General features: G+C 63.8%; 18 protein-coding genes. 11 read left to right on the plus strand and 7 right to left on the minus strand.

The window, feature by feature from the left end:
* Nucleotides 1–195: 195 nt before the first annotated feature.
* A complete protein-coding gene (gene clpB, locus BGP02_RS01960) occupies nt 196–2832 on the minus strand; it encodes an ATP-dependent chaperone ClpB (protein ID WP_017232264.1) in 2637 nt (878 codons plus the stop codon).
* Between the two features lie 371 nt (nt 2833–3203).
* Between clpB and BGP02_RS01965 the strand changes: the two genes are divergently transcribed.
* Nucleotides 3204–3602, plus strand: coding sequence for a group III truncated hemoglobin (locus BGP02_RS01965; protein WP_286797520.1), 399 nt, complete (start codon nt 3204–3206; stop codon nt 3600–3602).
* A gap of 57 nt (nt 3603–3659) precedes the next feature.
* Here the strand turns inward: BGP02_RS01965 and moaE are convergent, their stop codons facing one another.
* From moaE to BGP02_RS01995, 6 genes are read right to left on the minus strand one after another with little or no spacing between them, the layout of a single operon-like run.
* Nucleotides 3660–4142 carry a molybdopterin synthase catalytic subunit MoaE gene (gene moaE, locus BGP02_RS01970; RefSeq protein WP_286797522.1) on the minus strand — a complete coding sequence of 161 codons (483 nt, stop codon included), beginning with the start codon at nt 4140–4142 and terminating at the stop codon, nt 3660–3662.
* A gap of 52 nt (nt 4143–4194) precedes the next feature.
* Nucleotides 4195–4452 (minus strand): molybdopterin converting factor subunit 1, encoded by a 258-nt coding sequence (gene moaD, locus BGP02_RS01975; protein ID WP_017232267.1) that lies wholly within the window; start codon nt 4450–4452, stop codon nt 4195–4197.
* 39 nt (nt 4453–4491) lie between these two features.
* Entirely contained in the window at nt 4492–5703 is a 1212-nt protein-coding gene (locus BGP02_RS01980) for a molybdopterin molybdotransferase MoeA (protein WP_286797524.1), read from the minus strand.
* A 53-nt stretch (nt 5704–5756) separates the two neighbouring features.
* Nucleotides 5757–7223, minus strand: coding sequence for a threonine synthase (thrC, locus tag BGP02_RS01985; RefSeq protein ID WP_286797526.1), 1467 nt, complete (start codon nt 7221–7223; stop codon nt 5757–5759).
* A gap of 40 nt (nt 7224–7263) precedes the next feature.
* Nucleotides 7264–8574, minus strand: coding sequence for a homoserine dehydrogenase (locus BGP02_RS01990; RefSeq protein ID WP_017232270.1), 1311 nt, complete (start codon nt 8572–8574; stop codon nt 7264–7266).
* 37 nt (nt 8575–8611) lie between these two features.
* Nucleotides 8612–9838, minus strand: a complete 1227-nt coding sequence (locus BGP02_RS01995) for a pyridoxal phosphate-dependent aminotransferase (protein ID WP_017232271.1) — start codon at nt 9836–9838, stop codon at nt 8612–8614.
* 324 nt (nt 9839–10162) lie between these two features.
* On the opposite strand from BGP02_RS01995, the gene BGP02_RS02000 reads away from it, so the two are divergent.
* From BGP02_RS02000 to BGP02_RS02045, 10 genes are all read left to right on the plus strand, one after another.
* Nucleotides 10163–10549, plus strand: coding sequence for an Mth938-like domain-containing protein (locus tag BGP02_RS02000; protein ID WP_017232272.1), 387 nt, complete (start codon nt 10163–10165; stop codon nt 10547–10549).
* Nucleotides 10546–12306 carry a glycosyltransferase family 39 protein gene (locus BGP02_RS02005; protein WP_502688459.1) on the plus strand — a complete coding sequence of 587 codons (1761 nt, stop codon included), beginning with the start codon at nt 10546–10548 and terminating at the stop codon, nt 12304–12306. Before BGP02_RS02000 ends, BGP02_RS02005 begins: the two co-directional genes overlap by 4 nt.
* A 143-nt stretch (nt 12307–12449) precedes the next feature.
* Nucleotides 12450–12821, plus strand: coding sequence for an SMR family transporter (locus tag BGP02_RS02010; protein ID WP_017232274.1), 372 nt, complete (start codon nt 12450–12452; stop codon nt 12819–12821).
* Between the two features lie 88 nt (nt 12822–12909).
* Complete coding sequence (locus tag BGP02_RS02015; protein ID WP_261938703.1) at nt 12910–14076, plus strand: DegT/DnrJ/EryC1/StrS family aminotransferase; 1167 nt, start codon at nt 12910–12912, stop codon at nt 14074–14076.
* The gene (locus tag BGP02_RS02020) at nt 14073–15095 is read left to right on the plus strand and encodes a glycosyltransferase (RefSeq protein ID WP_017232276.1); all 1023 of its coding nucleotides are present in this window, start codon (nt 14073–14075) and stop codon (nt 15093–15095) included. The genes BGP02_RS02015 and BGP02_RS02020 overlap by 4 nt, the downstream gene beginning before the upstream one ends.
* Nucleotides 15092–16015, plus strand: a complete 924-nt coding sequence (locus BGP02_RS02025) for a formyltransferase (RefSeq protein WP_039829885.1) — start codon at nt 15092–15094, stop codon at nt 16013–16015. Before BGP02_RS02020 ends, BGP02_RS02025 begins: the two co-directional genes overlap by 4 nt.
* A gap of 7 nt (nt 16016–16022) precedes the next feature.
* Entirely contained in the window at nt 16023–17072 is a 1050-nt protein-coding gene (locus BGP02_RS02030) for a bifunctional UDP-4-keto-pentose/UDP-xylose synthase (protein WP_017232278.1), read from the plus strand.
* Between the two features lie 210 nt (nt 17073–17282).
* Complete coding sequence (locus BGP02_RS02035; RefSeq protein ID WP_286797532.1) at nt 17283–18188, plus strand: polysaccharide deacetylase family protein; 906 nt, start codon at nt 17283–17285, stop codon at nt 18186–18188.
* Between the two features lie 58 nt (nt 18189–18246).
* Nucleotides 18247–18708: a peroxiredoxin gene (locus tag BGP02_RS02040; RefSeq protein WP_150563550.1), complete on the plus strand. Its 462-nt coding sequence runs from the start codon at nt 18247–18249 to the stop codon at nt 18706–18708.
* Between the two features lie 332 nt (nt 18709–19040).
* Nucleotides 19041–20783: a PhoH family protein gene (locus BGP02_RS02045; RefSeq protein WP_017232281.1), complete on the plus strand. Its 1743-nt coding sequence runs from the start codon at nt 19041–19043 to the stop codon at nt 20781–20783.

Consider the following 20783-nt stretch of genomic DNA (forward strand, 5'->3'; position numbering starts at 1 on the left):
GGAAGCAGGCAACGCGTCGGCCCTGAACTGCGCATGCCGTGCCCAACACGTCCTCTGTCCGAGCCAATCGTCGTCCTGATGACCGACGGCGGACACGATCGCGCGTACCCCTGAAGTAAAAAAATCCCCGCGCACATTGCAATACGCGGGGACGGATCATGCGGTCCAAGCGAGTTGCAGGAACCGCGTTCGCGCTTACTCGGCGGCCGGTGGCGTCGCTTCGGCCGCTTCTGTCACCGGCCCGGCGGCGTCGCCCTCGAACGTGAATCGCCCGTTGCGCCAGTCGACCGGGATGGTGTCCTTCGGCCCGAACTTGCCCGCCAGCACCAGCTTGGCGATCGGGTTCTCGATTTCCTGCTGGATCGCCCGCTTGAGCGGCCGCGCACCGAACACCGGGTCGAAGCCTTCCCGCGCCACATGCGTGAGTGCCGCCTTGGTCACGTCGAGCGTCATTTCAAGCTTGGCCAGACGTTGACGCAAGATCTCGATCTGGATCGTGGCAATCGACTCGATGTGCTTCTGGTCGAGACCGTGGAACACCACAACTTCGTCGATGCGGTTCAGGAACTCCGGACGGAAGTGATCCTTGATTTCCCCCCACACGGCATCCTTGATGCGGTCCTGCGGCTCGCCGACCATCGACTGAATCATCGACGATCCGAGATTCGACGTCATCACGATCACCGTGTTCTTGAAGTCCACCGTGCGGCCCTGGCCATCGGTCATGCGCCCGTCGTCGAGCACTTGCAGCAGCACATTGAACACATCCGGGTGCGCCTTTTCGACTTCGTCGAGCAGGATCACGCTGTACGGCTTGCGACGCACGGCTTCCGTCAGGTAGCCGCCCTCTTCATAACCGACATAGCCCGGAGGCGCGCCAATCAGCCGAGCGACGCTGTGCTTCTCCATGAACTCGCTCATGTCGATGCGGATGAGGTGATCGTCGGCATCGAACAGGAACATCGCCAGCGCCTTGCACAGCTCGGTCTTGCCCACACCGGTCGGCCCGAGGAACAGGAACGAACCATACGGACGGTTCGGATCCGACAGCCCGGCACGCGAACGCCGGATGGCGTCGGCCACGGCGGTAATCGCCTCGTCCTGCCCAATCACGCGCTCGTGCAGCTTGTCTTCCATGTGGAGCAGCTTTTCGCGCTCGCCCTGCATCATCTTCGAGACCGGGATGCCGGTCGCCCGCGAGACCACTTCGGCAATCTCTTCGGTGCCCACCTGCGTGCGCAACAGGCGTGGATGCGACTGCTGGCCCGCCGCTTCCGCCGCGTCGGCGTCCTTCAACTGGGCTTCGAGCTGCGGCAGCTTGCCATATTGCAGTTCAGCCACCTTGTCGAGCTTGCCTTCGCGTTGCAGCTTCGTAATGTCGGCACGCACGCGCTCGATCTCTTCCTTGACCTGGGCGCTGCCCTGTACCGCCGCCTTCTCCGCGGTCCACACTTCTTCGAGGTCGGCGTACTCGCGTTCCAGGCGCGAGATCTCTTCCTCGATCAGCGCAAGGCGCTTTTGCGAGGCTTCGTCGGTTTCCTTCTTGACGGCTTCGCGCTCGATCTTCAACTGGATCAGGCGACGGTCGAGCTTGTCCATCACTTCCGGCTTCGAGTCGATTTCCATCTTGATCTTCGACGCGGCCTCGTCGATCAAGTCGATGGCCTTGTCCGGCAGGAACCGGTCGGTGATGTAGCGCTGGCTGAGTTCCGCCGCCGCCACGATGGCCGGGTCGGTGATCTCCACCCCGTGGTGCAGCTCGTATTTCTCCTGCAAGCCACGCAGAATTGCGATCGTTGCCTCGACACTCGGCTCGTCGACGAGCACCTTCTGGAAACGACGCTCCAGCGCGGCGTCCTTCTCGATGTACTTGCGGTATTCGTCGAGTGTGGTCGCGCCGATGCAATGCAATTCGCCGCGCGCGAGCGCCGGCTTGAGCATGTTGCCCGCGTCCATGGCGCCTTCGGCCTTGCCGGCCCCCACCATCGTATGAATTTCGTCGATGAACAGGATCGTGCGCCCTTCATCCTTGGCAATGTCGCTCAGCACGCTCTTCAGCCGCTCTTCGAATTCGCCACGGAATTTCGCGCCGGCGAGCAGCCCCGCCATGTCCAGGGCAAGCACGCGCTTGTTCTTGAGCGACTCCGGCACTTCGCCATTGATGATGCGCTGCGCAAGTCCTTCCACAATGGCGGTCTTGCCCACCCCCGGCTCACCGATGAGCACCGGGTTGTTCTTCGTGCGGCGTTGCAGAATCTGGATCGTGCGACGAATTTCGTCGTCGCGGCCGATCACCGGATCGAGCTTGCCAAGCGACGCGCGCTCGGTCAGATCCAGCGTGTACTTCTTGAGGGCTTCGCGCTGATTCTCGGCATCCTGGCTGTTGACGGATTGTCCGCCGCGCACGCCTTCGATGGCGGCTTCGAGCGACTTGCGCGTCAGGCCACGCGCCCGCGCCAGTTTGCCCGTTTCGCCCTTGTCGTCGGCCAGCGCGAGCAGAAACATTTCGCTGGCGATATAGCTGTCGCCATGCTTCTGCGCTTCCTTGTCGGCCTGATTGAGCAGGCCCGCGAGTTCACGGCCGACCTGGACGTTGCCGTCGGTGCCTTGAACTTGCGGCAGCTTCGCGAGGGCCGTCTCGATGTCGTGCGCGAGCGGCTGCACCTGCACGCCGGCGCGCTGCAGCAACGAGCGCGCGGCGCCCTCGGGTTGAGCAAGCAGCGCTGCGAGAAGATGCAGCGGCTCGATGTATTGCTGGTCGCGACCGACTGCCATGCTTTGGGCATCAGCCAGCGCTTCCAGGAACTGCGTGGTGAATTTGTCTTGTCGCATCTAGGGCTCCGGTAAGAAATCTCTCTGGATCGGATGTGCGGACAAGCCCCTGCGGTTTCAAGGGGCATGGCAGCGCGACGATTGACATTGTCGTGCGAGGCCGGAACGGGTCAGCACCCGCCCCAGCATCGGGCGAGATGACGCCATACGGGGAGCGTGAAACGACCGCGGGACACGCCCGGCATTGAAGCTCATAATAGCGATTTTCAGCCTCCCGCACCACGCGTCGCGCTGACGGTAGAACGTCGAGAAGTGCCGGCGCGCCCGCCCGGGTGCCACTCGAAATGTCAGCACAAACCTCCCGCCAGCCGCCGGATCCGTGGCCCGCAACGCGCCTCGCCGAGATCGACGAAGACGCCGTGCGACTGCTCGTGAACACCTTCTACGGGCGCATCCGCGACGACGAGATGCTCGGCCCGGTGTTCCGGCAGGCGCTCGAAGGCCGCTGGGATATGCATCTGGAAAAAATGGTGGCGTTCTGGTCCAGCATCGTGCTCGGCGCCAAACGCTACCGCGGCAATGTGACGCAGGCGCATCAGCCGTTCGGCCACCTGAGCGGCGAGCATTTCAGCCGCTGGCTCGCCCTCTTCTTCGATACGCTGGACAGGCTCTTCGAACCGCAGGCCGCCTTCGCCTTCGCGGAACCGGCCATCCGGATCGCGGAAAGCCTTCAGTTGAATCTGTTCGGATGGGAATACACGCTGCCCCCGGCGCAACGGGCGCTACTCGACAGCGTGAAGCAGGCGAGGCCTGCACGGCCCCAAAAATGACACGATCGGCGATGATGGGAAATCTTCGCCGATGTTATTTGATAATCAAAGAAGAAATCAGCGGTTACCAGTCGACGCGGGCGCCCCTTCGGTCGCCCAGCGCTCGCGTGCTGCCGTGTCCGTCTCGCGCGCATCGACCCAGCGCTCGCCCTGCGGCGTCGCTTCCTTCTTCCAGAAGGGCGCCTCGGTCTTCAGATAGTCCATGATGAACTCGCAGGCAGCAAACGCATCCCCCCGATGGGCGGACGTGACGGCCACGAGCACAATCTGATCGCCGGGGCCCAGTTCGCCGTAGCGGTGAATCACCAGCGCGTCGAACAAGCGCCAACGCGCGCACGCCTGCTCGACAATCGCCGCGAGCGCCTTCTCCGTCATGCCCGGATAGTGCTCGAGCGTCATGCGCGAAACGTCGTTGCCGTCGTTCAAATCGCGCACCGTGCCCACGAAGCTCGCCACGGCCCCCACGCGCAGATCGCCTGCGCGCAGCCGTCGAATCTCCTCCGACAGGTCGAAATCCTCGGTCTGTACACGAATCGGCATGCTGGCGGTATCTCCTGTCCCGTGAATCGCTACGCTGGCGACGACATGCGGCTCAACCGCCCGTCACGGGCGGGAAGAACGCGACTTCACAGCCGTCGGTCAGCCGCGTGGCCGCCGGCACCATCGTATGGTCGAGCGCCATGCGCAGCGCGCGCTGTGCGCCGAGCGTCTCGGCCCACACCGGTCCACGGCCGCACAGCCACTGGCGCACGTCGCCCACCGTGGCAATCCCGGCGGGAACATCCACACGCTCCTCAGCGACATTGAGCGCCTCGCGGACGCTGGCGAAAAAACGAAGTTCGATCTGCATAGTCTGGCTGGCACGCCGCATCGGCGACGCACCTGTCTCTCAATATAGGAGGTCGGAGAACGGCAGGAACGCCACCGTCTGGCCGGCTTCGATACGATGCCCCGGCGGATTGTCGATGAGGCCGTCGCCCCACACGGTCGACGTCAGCACCGCCGAGCTCTGGTTGGGAAACGCGTCGAGGCCGCCCTGCTCGTTGATACGGGCGCGCACGAATTCATTGCGACGGTCCGCCTTCGTCTGCGTGAAGTCCGCGCGCATGGGAATGCGACGCGGCGTCACCGCCGTCGCGCCCAGCAAACGCAGAATGAACGGGCGCACGAACAGCAGGAACGTCACGAAGCTGGACACCGGATTGCCGGGCAGGCCGATGAAATGCGCCGTCTCGCCGCCGGCCCGATTGACCTCGCCATACGCCAGCGGCTTACCCGGCTTGAGCGCGATCTGCCACAGATTGAGGCGGCCTTCGGCTTGCACGGCGGGTTTGACGTGATCCTCCTCGCCCACCGACACGCCGCCGGACGTGATGATCAGGTCGTTGCCGCGCGCCGCGTCGCGCAGAATCGCGCGCGTGGCGGCCAGATTATCGGGCACGATGCCGTAATCGGTCATCTCGCAGCCCAGATTCTCCAGGAGCCCGCGCAGCACGAAACGGTTCGAGTTGTAAATGCTGCCTGCACGCAGCGCCTCGCCAGGCATGGTCAGCTCGTCACCGGTGAAGAAGACGGCCACACGCAAGCGACGTGCGACTTGCAGCTTCGCCATGCCTACGGACGCCGCGAGCCCCAGCGCCGGGGCCCTCAGCCGGGTTCCGGCGGCAAGCACGACGCTGTCACGGCGAATATCCGACCCTTGCCGATTGATGAACTCCTCGACCGCCGGCCTATGGCGAATCACGATGGTCCCGTCCTCGCGCGCGTCGCACTGCTCCTGCATGACGACGGCGTCGGCACCCGGTGGCACCGGCGCGCCGGTGAAGATGCGCGCCGCCGTGCCGCGGGCGAGCGGTTCAGGGGCGTGCCCCGCCGCAATGCGCTGCGAGACCGGCAGCACGGTCTCGTCCCCGACCAGGTCCGCGACCCGCACGGCGTAGCCGTCCATGGCACTCGTATCCATCGGCGGCACGTCCAGCGTGGCGATCACGTCGGCGGCCAGCACGCGAGCGTTGGCCGCAAGCGTGTCGACCGTCTCCTGCCGATCCAGCGGTCGGGCTGCTGCCAGCACGGCATCCAGGGCGTCTTGTGTACTCAGCATGGTGAAGGCGCGCAAGTCAAGGGAGACATCAGGGGGACAGGGCGAGCGCCGCCTTACAGGCCGGTGTGCTCGGCGATATAGGCCTTCACGCTCGCGACGTCGTTCGGCACCGTCTCGAAGCGCTGCGGCAGCGATTCGAGCTGCTCGAAGCCGGCCGGGCGCGGCGGCTCGCGATGCAACGCCTCGCGAATCGTCTCGGCGAACTTCGCCGGCTGGGCGGTCTCGAGCACCACCATCGGCACGCCGGGTTCGAGCGCTTCGCGCGCGACCTTCACACCGTCGGCCGTGTGGGTGTCGATGACCACGTCGTAACGCTTGGCGACGTCCTGGATCGTCGCCAAGCGATCGGCATGCGTACTTCGCCCCGAGACAAAACCAAACTGTGCCACGCGAGCGAAGGCTTCGGTGCCCGACAGGTCGAAGCCGCCTTCGCGCTCGACTTTCGAGAGCAGCTCGGCGGTCGCGTTCGCGTCGCGGCCGAGCAGGTCAAACAGGAAACGCTCGAAGTTCGACGCCTTCGAGATATCCATGCTCGGGCTGCTGGTGTGGAACGTTTCGGCGGACTTGCGCACGCGGTAGTGACCGGTGCGGAAGAATTCGTCGAGCACGTCGTTCTCGTTCGTGGCCACGACCAGCTTGCGGATCGGCAGGCCCATCATGCGGGCGATATGGCCAGCGCAAACGTTACCGAAGTTGCCCGACGGTACCGTGAACGACACCTCGCCGTCCTGGCCCGACCGACCGCCCGTCGCAGCGAAGTAGCCCTTGAAGTAGTAGACGACCTGCGCCACGACACGGGCCCAGTTGATCGAATTGACCGTGCCGATCTTGTAGCGCGCCTTGTAAGCGTGATCGTTCGACACCGCCTTGACGATGTCCTGTGCGTCGTCGAACACGCCTTCCACCGCGAGGTTGAAGATGTTCGGATCCTGCAGGCTGTACATCTGGGCCGTCTGGAACGCACTCATCTTGCCGGCCGGCGAGAGCATGAAGACGCGAATGCCTTCCTTGCCGCGCATGGCGTACTCGGCCGCGCTGCCGGTGTCGCCGGACGTCGCGCCGAGAATGTTGAGTGCATCGCCGTGCTGCGCCAGCGCATACTCGAACAGGTTGCCCAGCAACTGCATGGCCATGTCCTTGAACGCCAGCGTCGGGCCATTCGAGAGCGCCAGCAGCGAGAGCTGCGTGCCCCCTTCGTCGCCCAGCGGCAGCAGCGGCGTGATGTCGGCCGCGTCTTCGCCCGGACGCACATTGCGGTACACCTCGGCGGTGTACGTGCGCGCCGTCAGGTCGGCCAGGATCTCGGCCGGAATGTCGCCCGCGAATTTGGCCAACACCTTCGCGGCCAGCTCGGCGTACGACAACTGGCGCCAGGCGCGCAGCTCGTCCGCTGTCACCTGCGGGTATTGCGTCGGCAGATACAGACCGCCATCCGGGGCCAGGCCGCCCAGCAGAATGCTGGAGAACGATTGCGGCTCGCCCGAGGTCAGGCCCGCGCCGCGCGTGGAGATGTATTTCATGTGGGTCGTGTCCTGTCGTATCGGTTCGTGTGGCCGGCGCTCAGCTGAGCGCCTCCATACGGATGCGCGTGACCTTCGAGAGCACGGTGTCCATCGACTCGATCTTCGCGATGGCCGTGTTGATGTGCTTCTCCTGGGTCTGGTGCGTCAGGATGATGATGTCGGTCTGATGCTCACCCTCGCGCGATTCCTTCTGCAGCAAGGCGTCGATGGAGATGTCCAGATCGGCGAGGATGCGCGTGAGTTCCGCCATCACGCCCGCGCGATCGACCACGCGCAGACGCAGGTAGTAGCTGGTCGTGACCTCGTCGATGGGCAGCACCGGGGTGTTCGACAGCGCGTCGTGCTGGAACGCCAGGTGCGGCACGCGATGCTCCGGATCGGCCGTTTGCAGACGCGTCACGTCGACGATATCGGCCACCACGGCCGAGGCGGTCGGCTCGGCGCCCGCACCCTTGCCGTAATACAGCGTGGCGCCCACGGCGTCGCCCTGCACCAGCACGGCGTTCATGGCGCCTTCCACGTTGGCGATCAGGCGCTTGGACGGAATCAGCGTCGGATGCACGCGCAATTCGATACCGGCCTCGGTGCGACGCGTGATGCCCAGCAGTTTGATGCGGTAGCCGAACTCCTCCGCATACTTGATGTCCAGCGCCGAGAGCTTGGTGATGCCTTCGACATAGGCACGCTCGAACTGCACCGGCACGCCGAACGCGATGGCGCTCATGAGCGTGAGCTTGTGCGCGGCATCAACGCCTTCGATGTCGAACGTCGGGTCTGCTTCCGCGTAGCCCAGACGTTGGGCATCGGCAAGGGCCACGTCGAAGTCGATGCCCTTGTCGCGCATCTCTGAAAGAATGAAGTTCGTGGTGCCGTTGATGATGCCGGCGATCCACTCGATGCGGTTGGCGGTCAGGCCCTCGCGCAGCGCCTTGATGATGGGAATGCCCCCAGCGACGGCCGCTTCGAAGGCGACCATCACGTTGGCCTTGCGCGCGGCAGCGAAAATCTCGTTGCCGTACAGGGCCAGCAGCGCCTTGTTGGCCGTGACCACGTGCTTGCCGTTCTCGATCGCCTTGAGGACCAGTTCCTTCGTGAGGTCGTAGCCGCCGATGGTCTCGACCACGACATCGATGTCCGGATCGTTGACCACGTCGAACGGATCGCCCGTCACGACAGCGGCGCTGCCCACGAGGCCTCGGGCGCGTTCGACATTGCGCACTGCGACCTTCGTAATCTCGATCCCCCGGCCGGCGCGACGTTGAATTTCTTCCTGGTTGCGAGCCAGTACCTGGAAGGCACCGTAGCCTACCGTGCCAAGGCCGAGCAGGCCCACTTTGATCGGTTTCATGCGGTTTTACTCAAAAGTCGAAATCGGGTGGCGCGCATCACTTGCCGTGGCGACGGCGATAACCGTCAAGGAAGCGGGCAATGCGACTGATGGCGTCTTCCAGGTCGCCCTCGTGAGGCAGGAACACAACGCGGAAATGGTCGGGATGCATCCAGTTGAAGCCGCTGCCCTGCACCAGCAGGACCTTCTCTTCAAGCAGCAACTGGAGAATGAAGTCCTGATCGTTGGCGATGGGATACATCGCCGGATCGAGACGCGGGAACAGGTACAGCGCGGCCTTCGGCTTCACGCAGGTCACGCCGGGAATGTCGGTGAGCATGCGGTGCGCGATCTCGCGCTGCTCGTACAGGCGTCCGCCCGGCACGATCAGGTCCTTGATGCTCTGGTAGCCGCCGAGCGCCGTCTGGATGGCGTACTGGCCCGGCACGTTCGGGCACAGGCGCATCGAGGCCAGGATGTTCAGCCCTTCGATGTAGTCGCTCGCCGGACGCTTGTCGCCCGACACGACCATCCAGCCCGCGCGGTAACCGCACGCGCGATAGCTTTTGGACAGGCCGTTGAACGTGATGGTGAGCACGTCCTCGGACAGCGAACCGATCGAGGTGTGCTCCGCGCCGTCGTAGACGATCTTGTCGTAGATCTCGTCGGCGTAAATGATGAGCTTGTGCTCACGCGCGAGGGCGACGATGTCTTTGAGCAGTTCGTCCGAGTACAGCGCGCCGGTCGGGTTGTTCGGGTTGATGATGACGATCGCGCGCGTATTCGGCGTGATCTTCTTGCGGATGTCGGCGAGATCCGGCTGCCAGTCCGCCTGCTCGTCGCAGACGTAATGCACCGGCGTGCCGCCCGACAGGCTGACGGCGGCCGTCCAGAGCGGGTAGTCGGGCGCGGGCACCAGCACCTCGTCGCCATCGTTGAGCAGCGCCTGCATGGCCATCACGATCAGCTCGGAGGCCCCGTTGCCGAGGTAGATGTCGTCGAGCTGGACGTCCTTGATGCGCTTTTGCTGGCAGTAGTGCATGATCGCCTTGCGCGCCGCAAACACGCCCCGCGAGTCCGAATAACCGGCCGAATTCGGCAGATTTCGGATCATGTCCTGCACGATCTCGTCGGGCGGCTCGAAACCGAACGGCGCCAGATTGCCGATGTTCAGTTTGATGACGCGATGACCCTCGTCTTCCATGCGCTTGGCATGTTCGAGCACGGGTCCACGAATGTCGTAGCAGACATTCTGCAATTTCAGCGATTTGAGGATCGGTTTCACGGCGGTTGTGGTCTTGGCGGGCGGCGCAGGGGTCCGGACGAGCCGGCAGGCAGGCGGGACGCACGACGCACCGGCGATCGGACGGCGATGTGCGCGAAGCGCACAGGGCACCGCATTTCCCCGGTTTAGGCGTGGCAAATGCCGCACTGCAACGGTTTTGCCGTGCTGCGTACGGCAAAAAGCTATAATTTAGCCAATTATGACAGAGTTCGGCAATGCATCATTGACGGTTTGCGCCATGCGAGGCAAGATGCCCGCCCGTTGAACGATCTGCCGACGTGCATCCACCCCCGGGGCAAGCCCTGGGCAGGGAATCTTTCTAAAGTGAAACTGCATCAAGACCCGTCGCAAGCATTGAACACGGTCACCGGCTACGGCCGGGGCTATGTCGAGGTCAACAAGATTCGTCACGAGCACAGCGTGATCATTGCGCCCGAGGGCGAGATCCAGGCCTGGCCGGTGTCGCGCTTCGACGCGCTCGAATCCGCCCATTTCGACCAATTGCATGCCCTCGCCCCCGAAGTCGTGATCTTCGGCAGCGGTGAGCGCCTGCGCTTCGCGCATCCGCGCCTGACCACGTCGCTCACCAGCCGGCGCGTTGGCGTCGACTCCATGGACACCCAGGCCGCCTGCCGCACCTACAACATCCTGATGAGCGAAGGGCGCCGCGTCGTGCTCGCCCTGCTCATCGAGACCGAGGCGACTGCGTGAGCCGCCGCCCGCTCGCCTCCGGCCTGCAGGCTGCCGCCCCCCTCGCGTCCTCTCCCCTGCCCGCCCCCGCCTCGCCGCCCGCGGCCTACCCGCTCTCGCCGACCGCTTTCTGGCTACTGCTCGTGGCGTTCGCGCTCGTGTGGTTCGGCGTGCTCGACTACCGCCACCTGATCGCGAGCGACGAAGGCCGTTACGCGGAAATGGCGCGCGAGATGTGGGTCACGGGCGACTGGATCACGCCGCGCTACAACGGCTACAAGTATTTCGAGAAACCGCCGCTGCAAACGTGGATGAATGCGCTCACGTTCGCGGCATTCGGGCTTGGGGAATGGCAAGCCCGGCTGTGGACCGCGCTCACGGGGTTCGCGGGCGTGCTGATGGTCGGTTTTACCGGCCGGCGCGTGTTCAATGCCCGCGTGGGTCTGTTCGCGGCCGTCGCACTCGCCAGCGCGCCGCTGTGGTCGTTGCTCGGGCACTTCAACGTGCTGGACATGGGCCTGTCGTTTTTCATGGGGCTCTCGCTGTGCGCCCTGCTGCTGGCACAGCGCCCGGGGCTTGCGCGCCCCGCCGTGCGCGCCTGGATGTGGCTGTGCTGGGCGGCCATGGCGCTCGCCGTGCTGAGCAAGGGGCTCGTCGGCATCGTGCTGCCGGGCGCCGTGCTCGTGCTCTATACGCTCATTGCACGGGACTGGGCCTTGTGGCGACGCCTGTACCTGGGCAGCGGCCTGATCGTTTTTTTCGCGCTGGCGGCCCCGTGGTTCGTGCTGGTGCAAATGCGCAACCCCGAATTCTTCGACTTCTTCTTCATCAACGAGCACTTCCGACGCTTCGCGATGGAGGGCCATAACCGCGATGGCGCGCCGTGGTATTTCGTGCCCGTGTTCCTCGTCGGCTTCCTGCCCTGGCTGTCGGTCCTGCCGGGCACCGTACGCGCCACGCTGCGCATGCCCCGCCAGCCCAACGGTTTCGCCCCCGCGCTGATGCTGTGGGTGTGGTCGGCGTTCATCTTCGTGTTTTTCAGCGCCTCGCACTCGAAGCTGATCTCGTATCTGCTGCCCATCGCGCCGGCCATGGCGCTGCTCGTCGGCCTGTATCTGGCGCAATTGCGGCGCGACACCGTGCGCTTGCACCTGGCCGGTTATGCGATCCTGCTGATTGCCGCGCTCGTGATGGTGGCCATCTTCGCGGGACGCCCCGGGAGCGTGCGCAATCCGAACGAGTTGTACAAGGCGTTCCAGATCTGGCTGTATGTCGCGATCGGCCTCGGCCTGGCCGGCACGCTCGTGGCATGGCGACTGGCGCGCCATAGCGCGCGGCGCGCGCTGCTCACCTTTGCCGGCGGCATGCTGTTGCTCGTGAGCGTCGGCGGCATGGGACACGAAGTGTTCGGGCGCCAAAGCTCAGGCGTGTTGCTCGTGCCGGCCATCAAGGCCGAGATGCAGCGTCTCGGGCCGAATGTGCCGTTCTATTCGGTCAATGTGCTCGATCACACCCTGCCGTACTACCTCGGCCGCACGATGATCATGGTGCAGCACCCGGACGAACTGGAATTCGGTGTGAAGCAGGAGCCGCAGAAATGGCTGCCCACGCTCGACGACTTCTACGCCCGCTGGCGCACCGCCCCGAAAGCGCTCGCGCTGGTCGATCCGGACACGTTCGGCAAGCTCGAAACCGAGCACTTGCCCATGCGGATCGTCGCGCGTGACGCGCGCCGTATCGTAATCACCAAACCGCAGGCGGAAGACAACGTAAAATAGCGCATCTGGCCTTCGTTCGATCCGTTTGCCGTCGACGGCTTTGGCCGGAGACAGCGACGACAACAGGCTGATGCGCTTAGGGAAACTAAGCGCCAGCCCATTTGCGGTATCCATAATTATTCACAAACGTTCATCAACGTTCCATGAATCTCGCCACATTTTCACTTATTCTCACGGGCGTGCTGCTCAATGCGTGCGCCCAGTTGTTGCTCAAGGCGGGCGCCAGCTCGATCGGCGCGCTTGAGTTCACGCGTGCCAACATCGTGCCCATCGGCCTCAAGCTGGCCACGCAAGTGCCGATCATGGGCGGGCTCGTCTGTTATGCGATCAGCGTGGTCGTCTGGATTCTGGCACTCTCGCGCGTCGAGGTCTCGATCGCGTACCCGATGCTCTCGCTCGGCTACGTGGTGAATGCCTTTGCCGCGTGGTACCTGTTTGGCGAGGCGCTGTCCATGCAGCGTGTCGTGGCCATCGGCATCATCCTGGTCGGCGTTTATATTCTTGCGCGCAGCTAAGGCTGCTGACGGACCGAAATCACGGACGCGCCGCAACAAGCAAACACCGGCGCGTCTCCCCCTGTTTATCTGAGACTTGGTCTTAATCATGAGCGACTCGGCAACCGCCCAACCGAATCTTCCGTTTCTGCCGTTCACACGGCCGAGCATCGACGATGCCACCATCGCCGGCGTTACCGAGGTGCTGCGTTCTGGCTGGATCACCTCGGGCCCGCAAGTGCAGGCCTTCGAGAAGGCCTTGTCCGACTATTTTGGCGGACGCCCGGTGCGCGTCTTCAACTCGGGCACCGCGACGCTGGAAATCGGCCTGCGCCTCGCCGGCGTGCAAGACGGTGACGAAGTGATCACCACGTCGCTGTCGTGGGTCGCCACGGCCAACGTGATTCTGGAAGTCGGCGCGACGCCCGTATTCGTCGACGTCGACCCGGCGACCCGCAATCTCGATCTCGATCTGCTCGAAAAGGCGATCACGCCCAGGACGCGCGCGATCATCCCGGTCTATCTGGCCGGGCTGCCGCTCGACATGGACCGGCTGTACGACATCGCGCGCCGTCACAACCTGCGCGTGATCGAGGACGCCGCGCAAGCCATGGGCTCGACATGGGGCGGCAAGCGCATCGGTGCCTTCGGCGACCTCGTCTCGTTCAGCTTCCACGCCAACAAGAACCTGACCTCCATCGAAGGCGGTGCGCTCGTCTTCAACAATGAGGACGAAGCCCGCCTGGCCGAGAAGTACCGGCTGCAGGGCGTAACCCGCACCGGCTTCGATGGCATGGACGTTGACGTGCTCGGCGGCAAGTTCAACCTCACGGACGTCGCTGCACGCGTGGGCCTCGGCCAGATGCCGCATCTGGCGGAATTCAACCGCCGTCGCTCGGCGCTGGCGCGGCTGTATTTCGACACGTTCGCGGGCGGCGCGGCCGTGGCGCTTGGCCTCGGCCTGCCGCACGCCGACTTCACGAACTCGAACTGGCACATGTTCCAGGTCGAGCTGCCGCTGGCGCGCCTCACGATCGACCGCGCGGGTTTCATGGAAAAACTCAAGGCGCGCGGCATCGGCAGTGGCGTGCATTACCCGGCCATCCACCTGTTTACGCTCTACCGCGGGCTCGGCTTCCGGGAAGGGCAGTTCCCGCATACGGAGCGTCTGGGCCGTTCGATCCTGACGTTGCCTCTCTTCCCCGCCATGGCGGATGCCGACGTTGCGCGCGTCTGCGAAGCCGTCAACGCCCTCTGCGCCGACCATCAAAAATGACCTGCCCCCAACTCTCCATCGTCATCCCGGTATATAACGAAGAGGCCGGACTCGCCGCCCTCTTCGCCCGGCTGTATCCGGCGCTCGACAAGCTGGGCGTGGCTTATGAAGTGGTGTTCGTCAACGACGGCAGCCGCGACCGCTCGGCCGCCTTGCTTGCCGAGCAGTTCCGTGCGCGCCCGGACACGACGCGCGTGGTGCTGTTCAACGGCAACTACGGACAACACATGGCCATCCTGGCCGGCTTCGAACACACGCGTGGCGAATGGGTCGTCACGCTCGACGCCGACCTGCAGAACCCGCCCGAGGAAATCGGCAAGCTCGTCGAGAAACTGGCGGCCGGGCACGACTACGTGGGCACGGTGCGCATGAACCGTCAGGACACATGGTTCCGCCGCCATGCCTCGCGCGCGATGAACCGCTTGCGTGAGCGCATCACGCGCATTCGCATGACCGACCAGGGCTGCATGCTGCGCGGCTACAGCCGTCATATCGTCGACACGGTCAATCAGTGCCGTGAGATCAACACGTTCATTCCGGCGCTGGCCTACACGTTTGCGCAGAACCCCACCGAAGTCGACGTCGCCCACGAAGAACGCTTCGCCGGCGAGTCGAAGTATTCGCTCTATAGCCTGATTCGTCTGAATTTCGACCTCGTCACCGGCTTCTCGGTGGTGCCGTTGCAGTGGCTCTCGGGCGTCGGCATCACGCTGTCGGCGGCCTCCGGTCTGCTGTTCGTCGTGCTGATGGCCCGCCGCTTCCTCTTCGGCTCGGAAGTTCAGGGCGTGTTCACGCTGTTCGCCGTCACGTTCTGCCTGCTGGGCGTGATTCTGTTCGGCATGGGCCTGCTCGGCGAGTACATCGGCCGCATTTATCAGCAGGTTCGCCAGCGTCCGCGCTATCTGGTACAAGCGGTGCTGGAGGACCCGTCGTCCGGCCAATCAGACAAGGGCACCAGCGTGACGTCGAGCGTGCGTCAGACGACCGGCGCCACGGAACTGGGATCGCACGCCTCATGAGCGCCCCAGTGCCCCAAGCCGCCAAAGCTGTCGTCTTTGCGTATCACAACGTGGGCGTGCGCTGCCTGCAGGTGCTGCTCGCGCGCGGTGTCGACGTCGCACTCGTCGTCACCCATCAGGACAATCCGAACGAGAACATCTGGTTCGGCAGCGTGGCCCGTGTCGCCGCCGAGCACGGTATCCCAGTCGTCACCCCCGACGATCCGGCCGATCCCGCGCTCGCCGCACAACTGCGCGCCATCGCGCCGGATTTCATCTTTTCCTTTTACTATCGCCACATGATTCCCGTGGCGGTGCTCGAAATCGCCTCGCGCGGCGCGTTCAACATGCACGGGTCGCTGCTGCCGAAGTATCGCGGCCGCGTACCGGTGAACTGGGCCGTTTTGAAGGGCGAAACGGAAACGGGCGCGACGCTGCACGAGATGGCCGCCAAGCCGGATGCCGGCGCCATCATCGACCAGACCGCCGTGCCGATCCTGCCGGACGATACGGCGGGCGAGGTCTTCGAGAAAGTCACGGTCGCCGCCGAGCAGACGCTCTGGCGCTGCCTGCCAGGCCTGATCGCCGGCACGGCACCGCGACAGGTGAACGAACTGAGCGCAGGTAGCTACTTCGGCGGACGCAAGCCGGAAGACGGCCGCATCGACTGGTCGAAGCCCGCAAAAGACGTCTACAACCTCATTCGCGCGGTCGCGCCGCCCTATCCGGGGGCGTTTACCGATGTGGCGGACCGTCGCTGGGTTGTCACGCACGCCCGTTTGTCACGCGCGCCGGCGCCCGCCGGTTTGCCCTGCGGACTGCAAGTAGTGGATAATGCGCTCCTTGGCGTTTGTGGCGACGCAAATGCTGTCGTCATTCATGAACTAATGCTGGACGGCAAAGCAGTCACGCCGGCACAGTTTTCCCAGCTCAATCACTGACCGCAATATGAAAAAAGTCCTGATTCTCGGTGTCAACGGGTTCATCGGCCACCATCTGTCGAAGCGCATCCTGGAGACGACCGACTGGGAAGTTTATGGCATGGACATGCTCACCGATCGCCTCGGCGATCTGATCAACCACGAGCGCATGCACTTCTTCGAAGGCGACATCACGATCAACAAAGAGTGGGTCGAGTACCACATTCGCAAGTGCGACGTGATTCTGCCGCTCGTCGCCATCGCCACGCCGGCCACCTACGTGAAGGCTCCGCTGCGTGTGTTCGAACTCGACTTCGAGGCGAACCTGCCGATCGTGCGCTCGGCCGTGAAGTACGGCAAGCACCTGGTGTTCCCGTCGACCTCCGAGGTCTACGGCATGTGCACCGACGGCGAGTTCGATCCGGAAAACTCGCCGCTGATCTATGGCCCGATCAACAAGCCGCGCTGGATCTACGCGTGTTCGAAGCAGCTCATGGATCGTGTGATCTGGGGCTACGGCATGCAGGAAGGCCTGAATTTCTCGCTGTTCCGCCCGTTCAACTGGATCGGCGCCGGCCTCGACTCGATCTACACGCCGAAGGAAGGTTCGTCGCGCGTAGTCACGCAGTTCCTCGGCCACATTGCTCGCGGCGAGAATATCAGCCTGGTCGACGGCGGCAGCCAGAAACGCGCCTTTACCGACATTGACGACGGTATCGACGCCCTGGTGCGCATCATCGATAACAAGAACAACATTGCCAGCGGCAAGATTTACAACATCGGCAACCCGACGAATAACTTCTCGGTGCGCGAGCTGGCCAACATGATGCTCAAGCTGGCCGCCGAATATCCCGAGTACGCCGACACGGCCAAGAAGGTTCAACTCGTCGAGACCTCGTCGGGCGCCTACTACGGCAACGGCTATCAGGACGTGCAGAATCGCGTGCCGAAGATCGAGAACACCATGCAGGAACTCGGCTGGGCACCGACCACGTCGATGGACGACGCGTTGCGCAAGATTTTCGAAGCGTATCGTGGCCATGTCGCCGAAGCGCGCCGTCTGGTCGAGGCCGAGTAAGGAACAGTCAGGGACATCCGCGACACGGTCGGGCGGCCTGCGTCAGGCCTACCGCCTCGGGGTTACGGGCAGCGCATTGCCGCCCATTGCAGCCCTTCGCATTGCACGCCCGGTGCGCCCTCGGCGCATCGGGCGTTTTTGACTCGGTAGTTTGTTTCGCAGTTCAGGATATCGCTCGAGGTCATTGCGATATCTCACTCAAGGGCGGCTATGGCCAACATTGTCCTGAAGATCGACGTCGACACGCTGCGCGGCACACGCGAAGGCGTGCCCAATCTGCTCGCCGCACTGGCCGAGCACGAGGCGCAAGCGACGTTCCTGTTCAGCCTCGGGCCGGACCACACCGGTTGGGCACTCAAGCGTGTCTTCCGTCCTGGCTTTTTGAAGAAAGTTTCACGCACTTCGGTGGTCGAGCACTACGGCTTCAAAACGCTCATGTACGGCACGTTGCTCCCCGGCCCGGACATCGGGCGGCGTGCGGCCGACGTCATGCGCACTGTGCGAGACGCGGGCCACGAGACCGGCATCCACACGTGGGACCACACGTATTGGCAAGACAACGTGCGCACACGCGACGCCGCCTGGACGCAACATCAGATGTCGCAAGCCCATGCGCGCTTCCTCCAGGTTTTCGGTGCGCCGCCGCGCACGCATGGGGCAGCCGGCTGGCAGATGAATCCGCACGCGTTTCGGCAGATCGACGCCTGGGGCATGAAGTATGCGTCTGACGGACGCGGCATCGCCCCGCACTACCCCATCGTCGATGGCGTGCGTCTACAGCATGTGCAGATGCCGACGACCCTGCCGACGGTCGACGAGTTGCTGGGCATCGACGGTCGTGACCTCGACGGCGTGGCCGATCATCTGCTTGCCCTGACCCGCGATCCGGCGCAAGATCACGTGTTCACCCTTCACGCAGAACTCGAAGGGCAGAAACTGGCCCCGCTGTTCCGTCAATTGCTGGCTGGATGGCGCCGCCAGGGACACGCCCTGGTGACGATGGGCCAATACTACGAGACGCTCGATCTTGCCTCGCTACCGGCGCATCCCGTCGTGTGGGGCGAAATTCCGGGCCGCTCGGGCGATCTGATTCTCGAGGGCCAGGCCACTGCCTGAACCCGCTTTCGATCCACTTCCCCGTTCCGGCCTTGCAAGGCCACCCAAGGAGACCATAGTGACGGTAGCCATCGACACCCCCGTGCCCGATTTCACCGCACCGGCCACCGGCGGCGATTTTTCGCTCAAGGCGCATCGCGGCCAGAAGGTGGTGATCTATTTTTACCCGAAGGACAATACCCCCGGCTGCACGACGGAAGGCATGAACTTCCGCGACAACTACGATCAGTTTCAGGCAGCCGGGGCGCAAATCGTTGGCGTGTCGCGCGACAGCCTTCGCTCGCATGAAAACTTCCAGCGAAAACTCGAACTGCCCTTCCCGCTGATCTCGGACGGCGACGAAGCAGTTTGCCAATTGTTCGGTGTCATCAAGCTGAAAAAACTGTATGGCAAGGAACATCTGGGGATCGAACGCAGCACGTTCCTGATCGACGAAAAAGGCGTATTGCGCAACGAATGGCGCGGCGTACGTGTGCCCGATCACGTTACCGAAGTGCTGAGCGTCGTGCAGGCGCTCTGATCCGCTGGAGGGCTTGTCAGTGCCGCGGCGCATCGGGCGCCGGGCATCGTCGCCGGCCCCGCGCAAGCGCGCTTCTGTCGCGTGTTGCACGAGGACCGAAGGCGACCGCCAGTGCGGACATTCGGCGCTATACAAGCACGGCAAGAGACGTTATAGTCAGCCGTAATGATGAAGCGCATTGAACCAGACTATTGCAGGCGTTGCCACGGCGGCGCCTTCAGCCAAGCCGCCTCTCCGGTGCGTCCGGGCAGGCGGCTTTTTTGTTGCCGGGACGTGGGGTACCGCAGTCTGTCCCGGCCGAGTCGTGTTGTGTTTTCTTGAACGGGAAATCTATGCCATTGCCATCGGCGCCGACCAAACCGGGCTCGTTGCTCGCCCCGGAACAATTCCCCACTCGCCTCAAACCTTCGCGCACGGAGGCCAAGAAACCGATCCCCTCGTCTGAGCAACTCGCACTGGGCGAGACGTCCGGTGCCACGGGTGCCGGCGCGGCCGAATTGAAGGTCGTGCCTAAACCCTCGGCGGCACCGCAGACGACAGTACAACCGTCGCCTGTCGCACGCTCGCCCCAGTCGCCGCCGGCGGCCGAGTCGAACGGGGCAACACCGTCCCTCAAGGCCGTCAAGCCTACGTCAACGGGCACGGGTTCGAAACGGGCACGTCTGAAGGACCAGGAACCCGCCAAGCTCTTCGTGCTCGACACGAACGTGCTCATGCACGACCCAAGCAGCCTGTTCCGCTTCGAAGAGCACGACGTCTATCTGCCGATGATGACGTTGGAAGAGTTGGACAATCACAAGAAGGGCATGTCGGAAGTGGCGCGCAATGCGCGTCAGGTGAGCCGCACCCTTGACGGGCTGGTCGCCGAGAGCGGCACGAAGTCGATGGTCGAAGGCATCCTCCTCTCGCGGCTTGGCAACAAGGACGCCACGGGGCGCCTGTACTTCCAGACCGACCTGACCGACGTGCCGCCGCTCGACGGGTTGCCGCAAGGCAAGGCCGACAATCAGATTCTCGGCGTCGTGCGGGCATTGCAGGACAAGTTCCGCGATCGCCAGGTCGTGCTGGTGTCGAAGGACATCAACATGCGCGTCAAGGCGCATGCGCTTGGCCTGCCCGCGGAAGACTACTTCAACGACAAGGTGCTCGAGGACAGCGATCTGCTCTACTCGGGCGTGATGCCCCTGCCGACGGACTTCTGGACCAAGCACGGCAAGGGTATGGAGAGCTGGCAGGACAATCGCACCGGCACCACGTTCTATCGCATTACCGGGCCGCTCTGCGCGAGCTTCCTCATCAACCAGTTCGTCTATCTGGAGACGAACAACGGCGAGGCGCCGTTCTACGCGCAGGTTCGCGAGATCAACGGCAAGACGGCGCTGCTGCAAACGCTGCGCGACTATGGACACCACAAGAACAACGTGTGGGGCATCACGGCGCGCAACCGGGAGCAGAACTTCGCGCTGAACCTGCTGATGAATCCCGAAGTGGACTTCATCACGCTGCTCGGTCAGGCCGGTACCGGCAAGACGCTACTGGCGCTGGCCGCTGGTCTGGCGCAAACGCTTGACGAGAAGCGCTACAACGAAATCATCATCACGCGCGCGACCGTGCCCGTCGGTGAAGATATCGGCTTCCTGCCGGGCACCGAGGAAGAGAAGATGCAACCGTGGATGGGCGCGTTCGACGACAACCTGGAAGTGCTCCAAAAGACCGACGATTCCGCCGGCGAATGGGGCCGCGCGGCCACGCAGGAACTGATTCGCTCGCGACTCAAGGTCAAGAGCATGAACTTCATGCGCGGTCGTACGTTCGTGAACAAGTTCGTCATCATCGACGAGGCGCAGAACCTTACGCCGAAGCAGATGAAGACGCTCGTCACGCGTGCCGGCCCGGGGACCAAGCTGATCTGTCTGGGCAACATCGCGCAGATCGATACGCCGTACCTGACCGAAGGCAGTTCGGGCCTCACCTACGTGGTCGATCGATTCAAGGGATGGGGACACAGCGGGCACGTCACGCTGGCGCGCGGCGAACGTTCGCGTCTGGCCGACTACGCGGCGGAAATCCTCTGA

This window comes from Pandoraea sp. 64-18, assembly GCF_001899225.1.
Classification (GTDB): domain Bacteria; phylum Pseudomonadota; class Gammaproteobacteria; order Burkholderiales; family Burkholderiaceae; genus Pandoraea; species Pandoraea cepalis.

Coding starts and splice junctions, on each gene's coding strand:
- moaD (WP_017232267.1), bottom strand. CDS start 4,452: ATGCAGATCGAACTTCGTTTTTTCGCCAGCGTCCGCGAGGCGCTCAAT.
- clpB (WP_017232264.1), bottom strand. CDS start 2,832: ATGCGACAAGACAAATTCACCACGCAGTTCCTGGAAGCGCTGGCTGAT.
- BGP02_RS02020 (WP_017232276.1), top strand. CDS start 14,073: ATGACCTGCCCCCAACTCTCCATCGTCATCCCGGTATATAACGAAGAG.
- BGP02_RS02030 (WP_017232278.1), top strand. CDS start 16,023: ATGAAAAAAGTCCTGATTCTCGGTGTCAACGGGTTCATCGGCCACCAT.
- BGP02_RS01990 (WP_017232270.1), bottom strand. CDS start 8,574: ATGAAACCGATCAAAGTGGGCCTGCTCGGCCTTGGCACGGTAGGCTAC.
- thrC (WP_286797526.1), bottom strand. CDS start 7,223: ATGAAATACATCTCCACGCGCGGCGCGGGCCTGACCTCGGGCGAGCCG.
- BGP02_RS02035 (WP_286797532.1), top strand. CDS start 17,283: ATGGCCAACATTGTCCTGAAGATCGACGTCGACACGCTGCGCGGCACA.
- moaE (WP_286797522.1), bottom strand. CDS start 4,142: ATGCCGATTCGTGTACAGACCGAGGATTTCGACCTGTCGGAGGAGATT.
- BGP02_RS02025 (WP_039829885.1), top strand. CDS start 15,092: ATGAGCGCCCCAGTGCCCCAAGCCGCCAAAGCTGTCGTCTTTGCGTAT.
- BGP02_RS01980 (WP_286797524.1), bottom strand. CDS start 5,703: ATGCTGAGTACACAAGACGCCCTGGATGCCGTGCTGGCAGCAGCCCGA.
- BGP02_RS02015 (WP_261938703.1), top strand. CDS start 12,910: ATGAGCGACTCGGCAACCGCCCAACCGAATCTTCCGTTTCTGCCGTTC.
- BGP02_RS02045 (WP_017232281.1), top strand. CDS start 19,041: ATGCCATTGCCATCGGCGCCGACCAAACCGGGCTCGTTGCTCGCCCCG.
- BGP02_RS02010 (WP_017232274.1), top strand. CDS start 12,450: ATGAATCTCGCCACATTTTCACTTATTCTCACGGGCGTGCTGCTCAAT.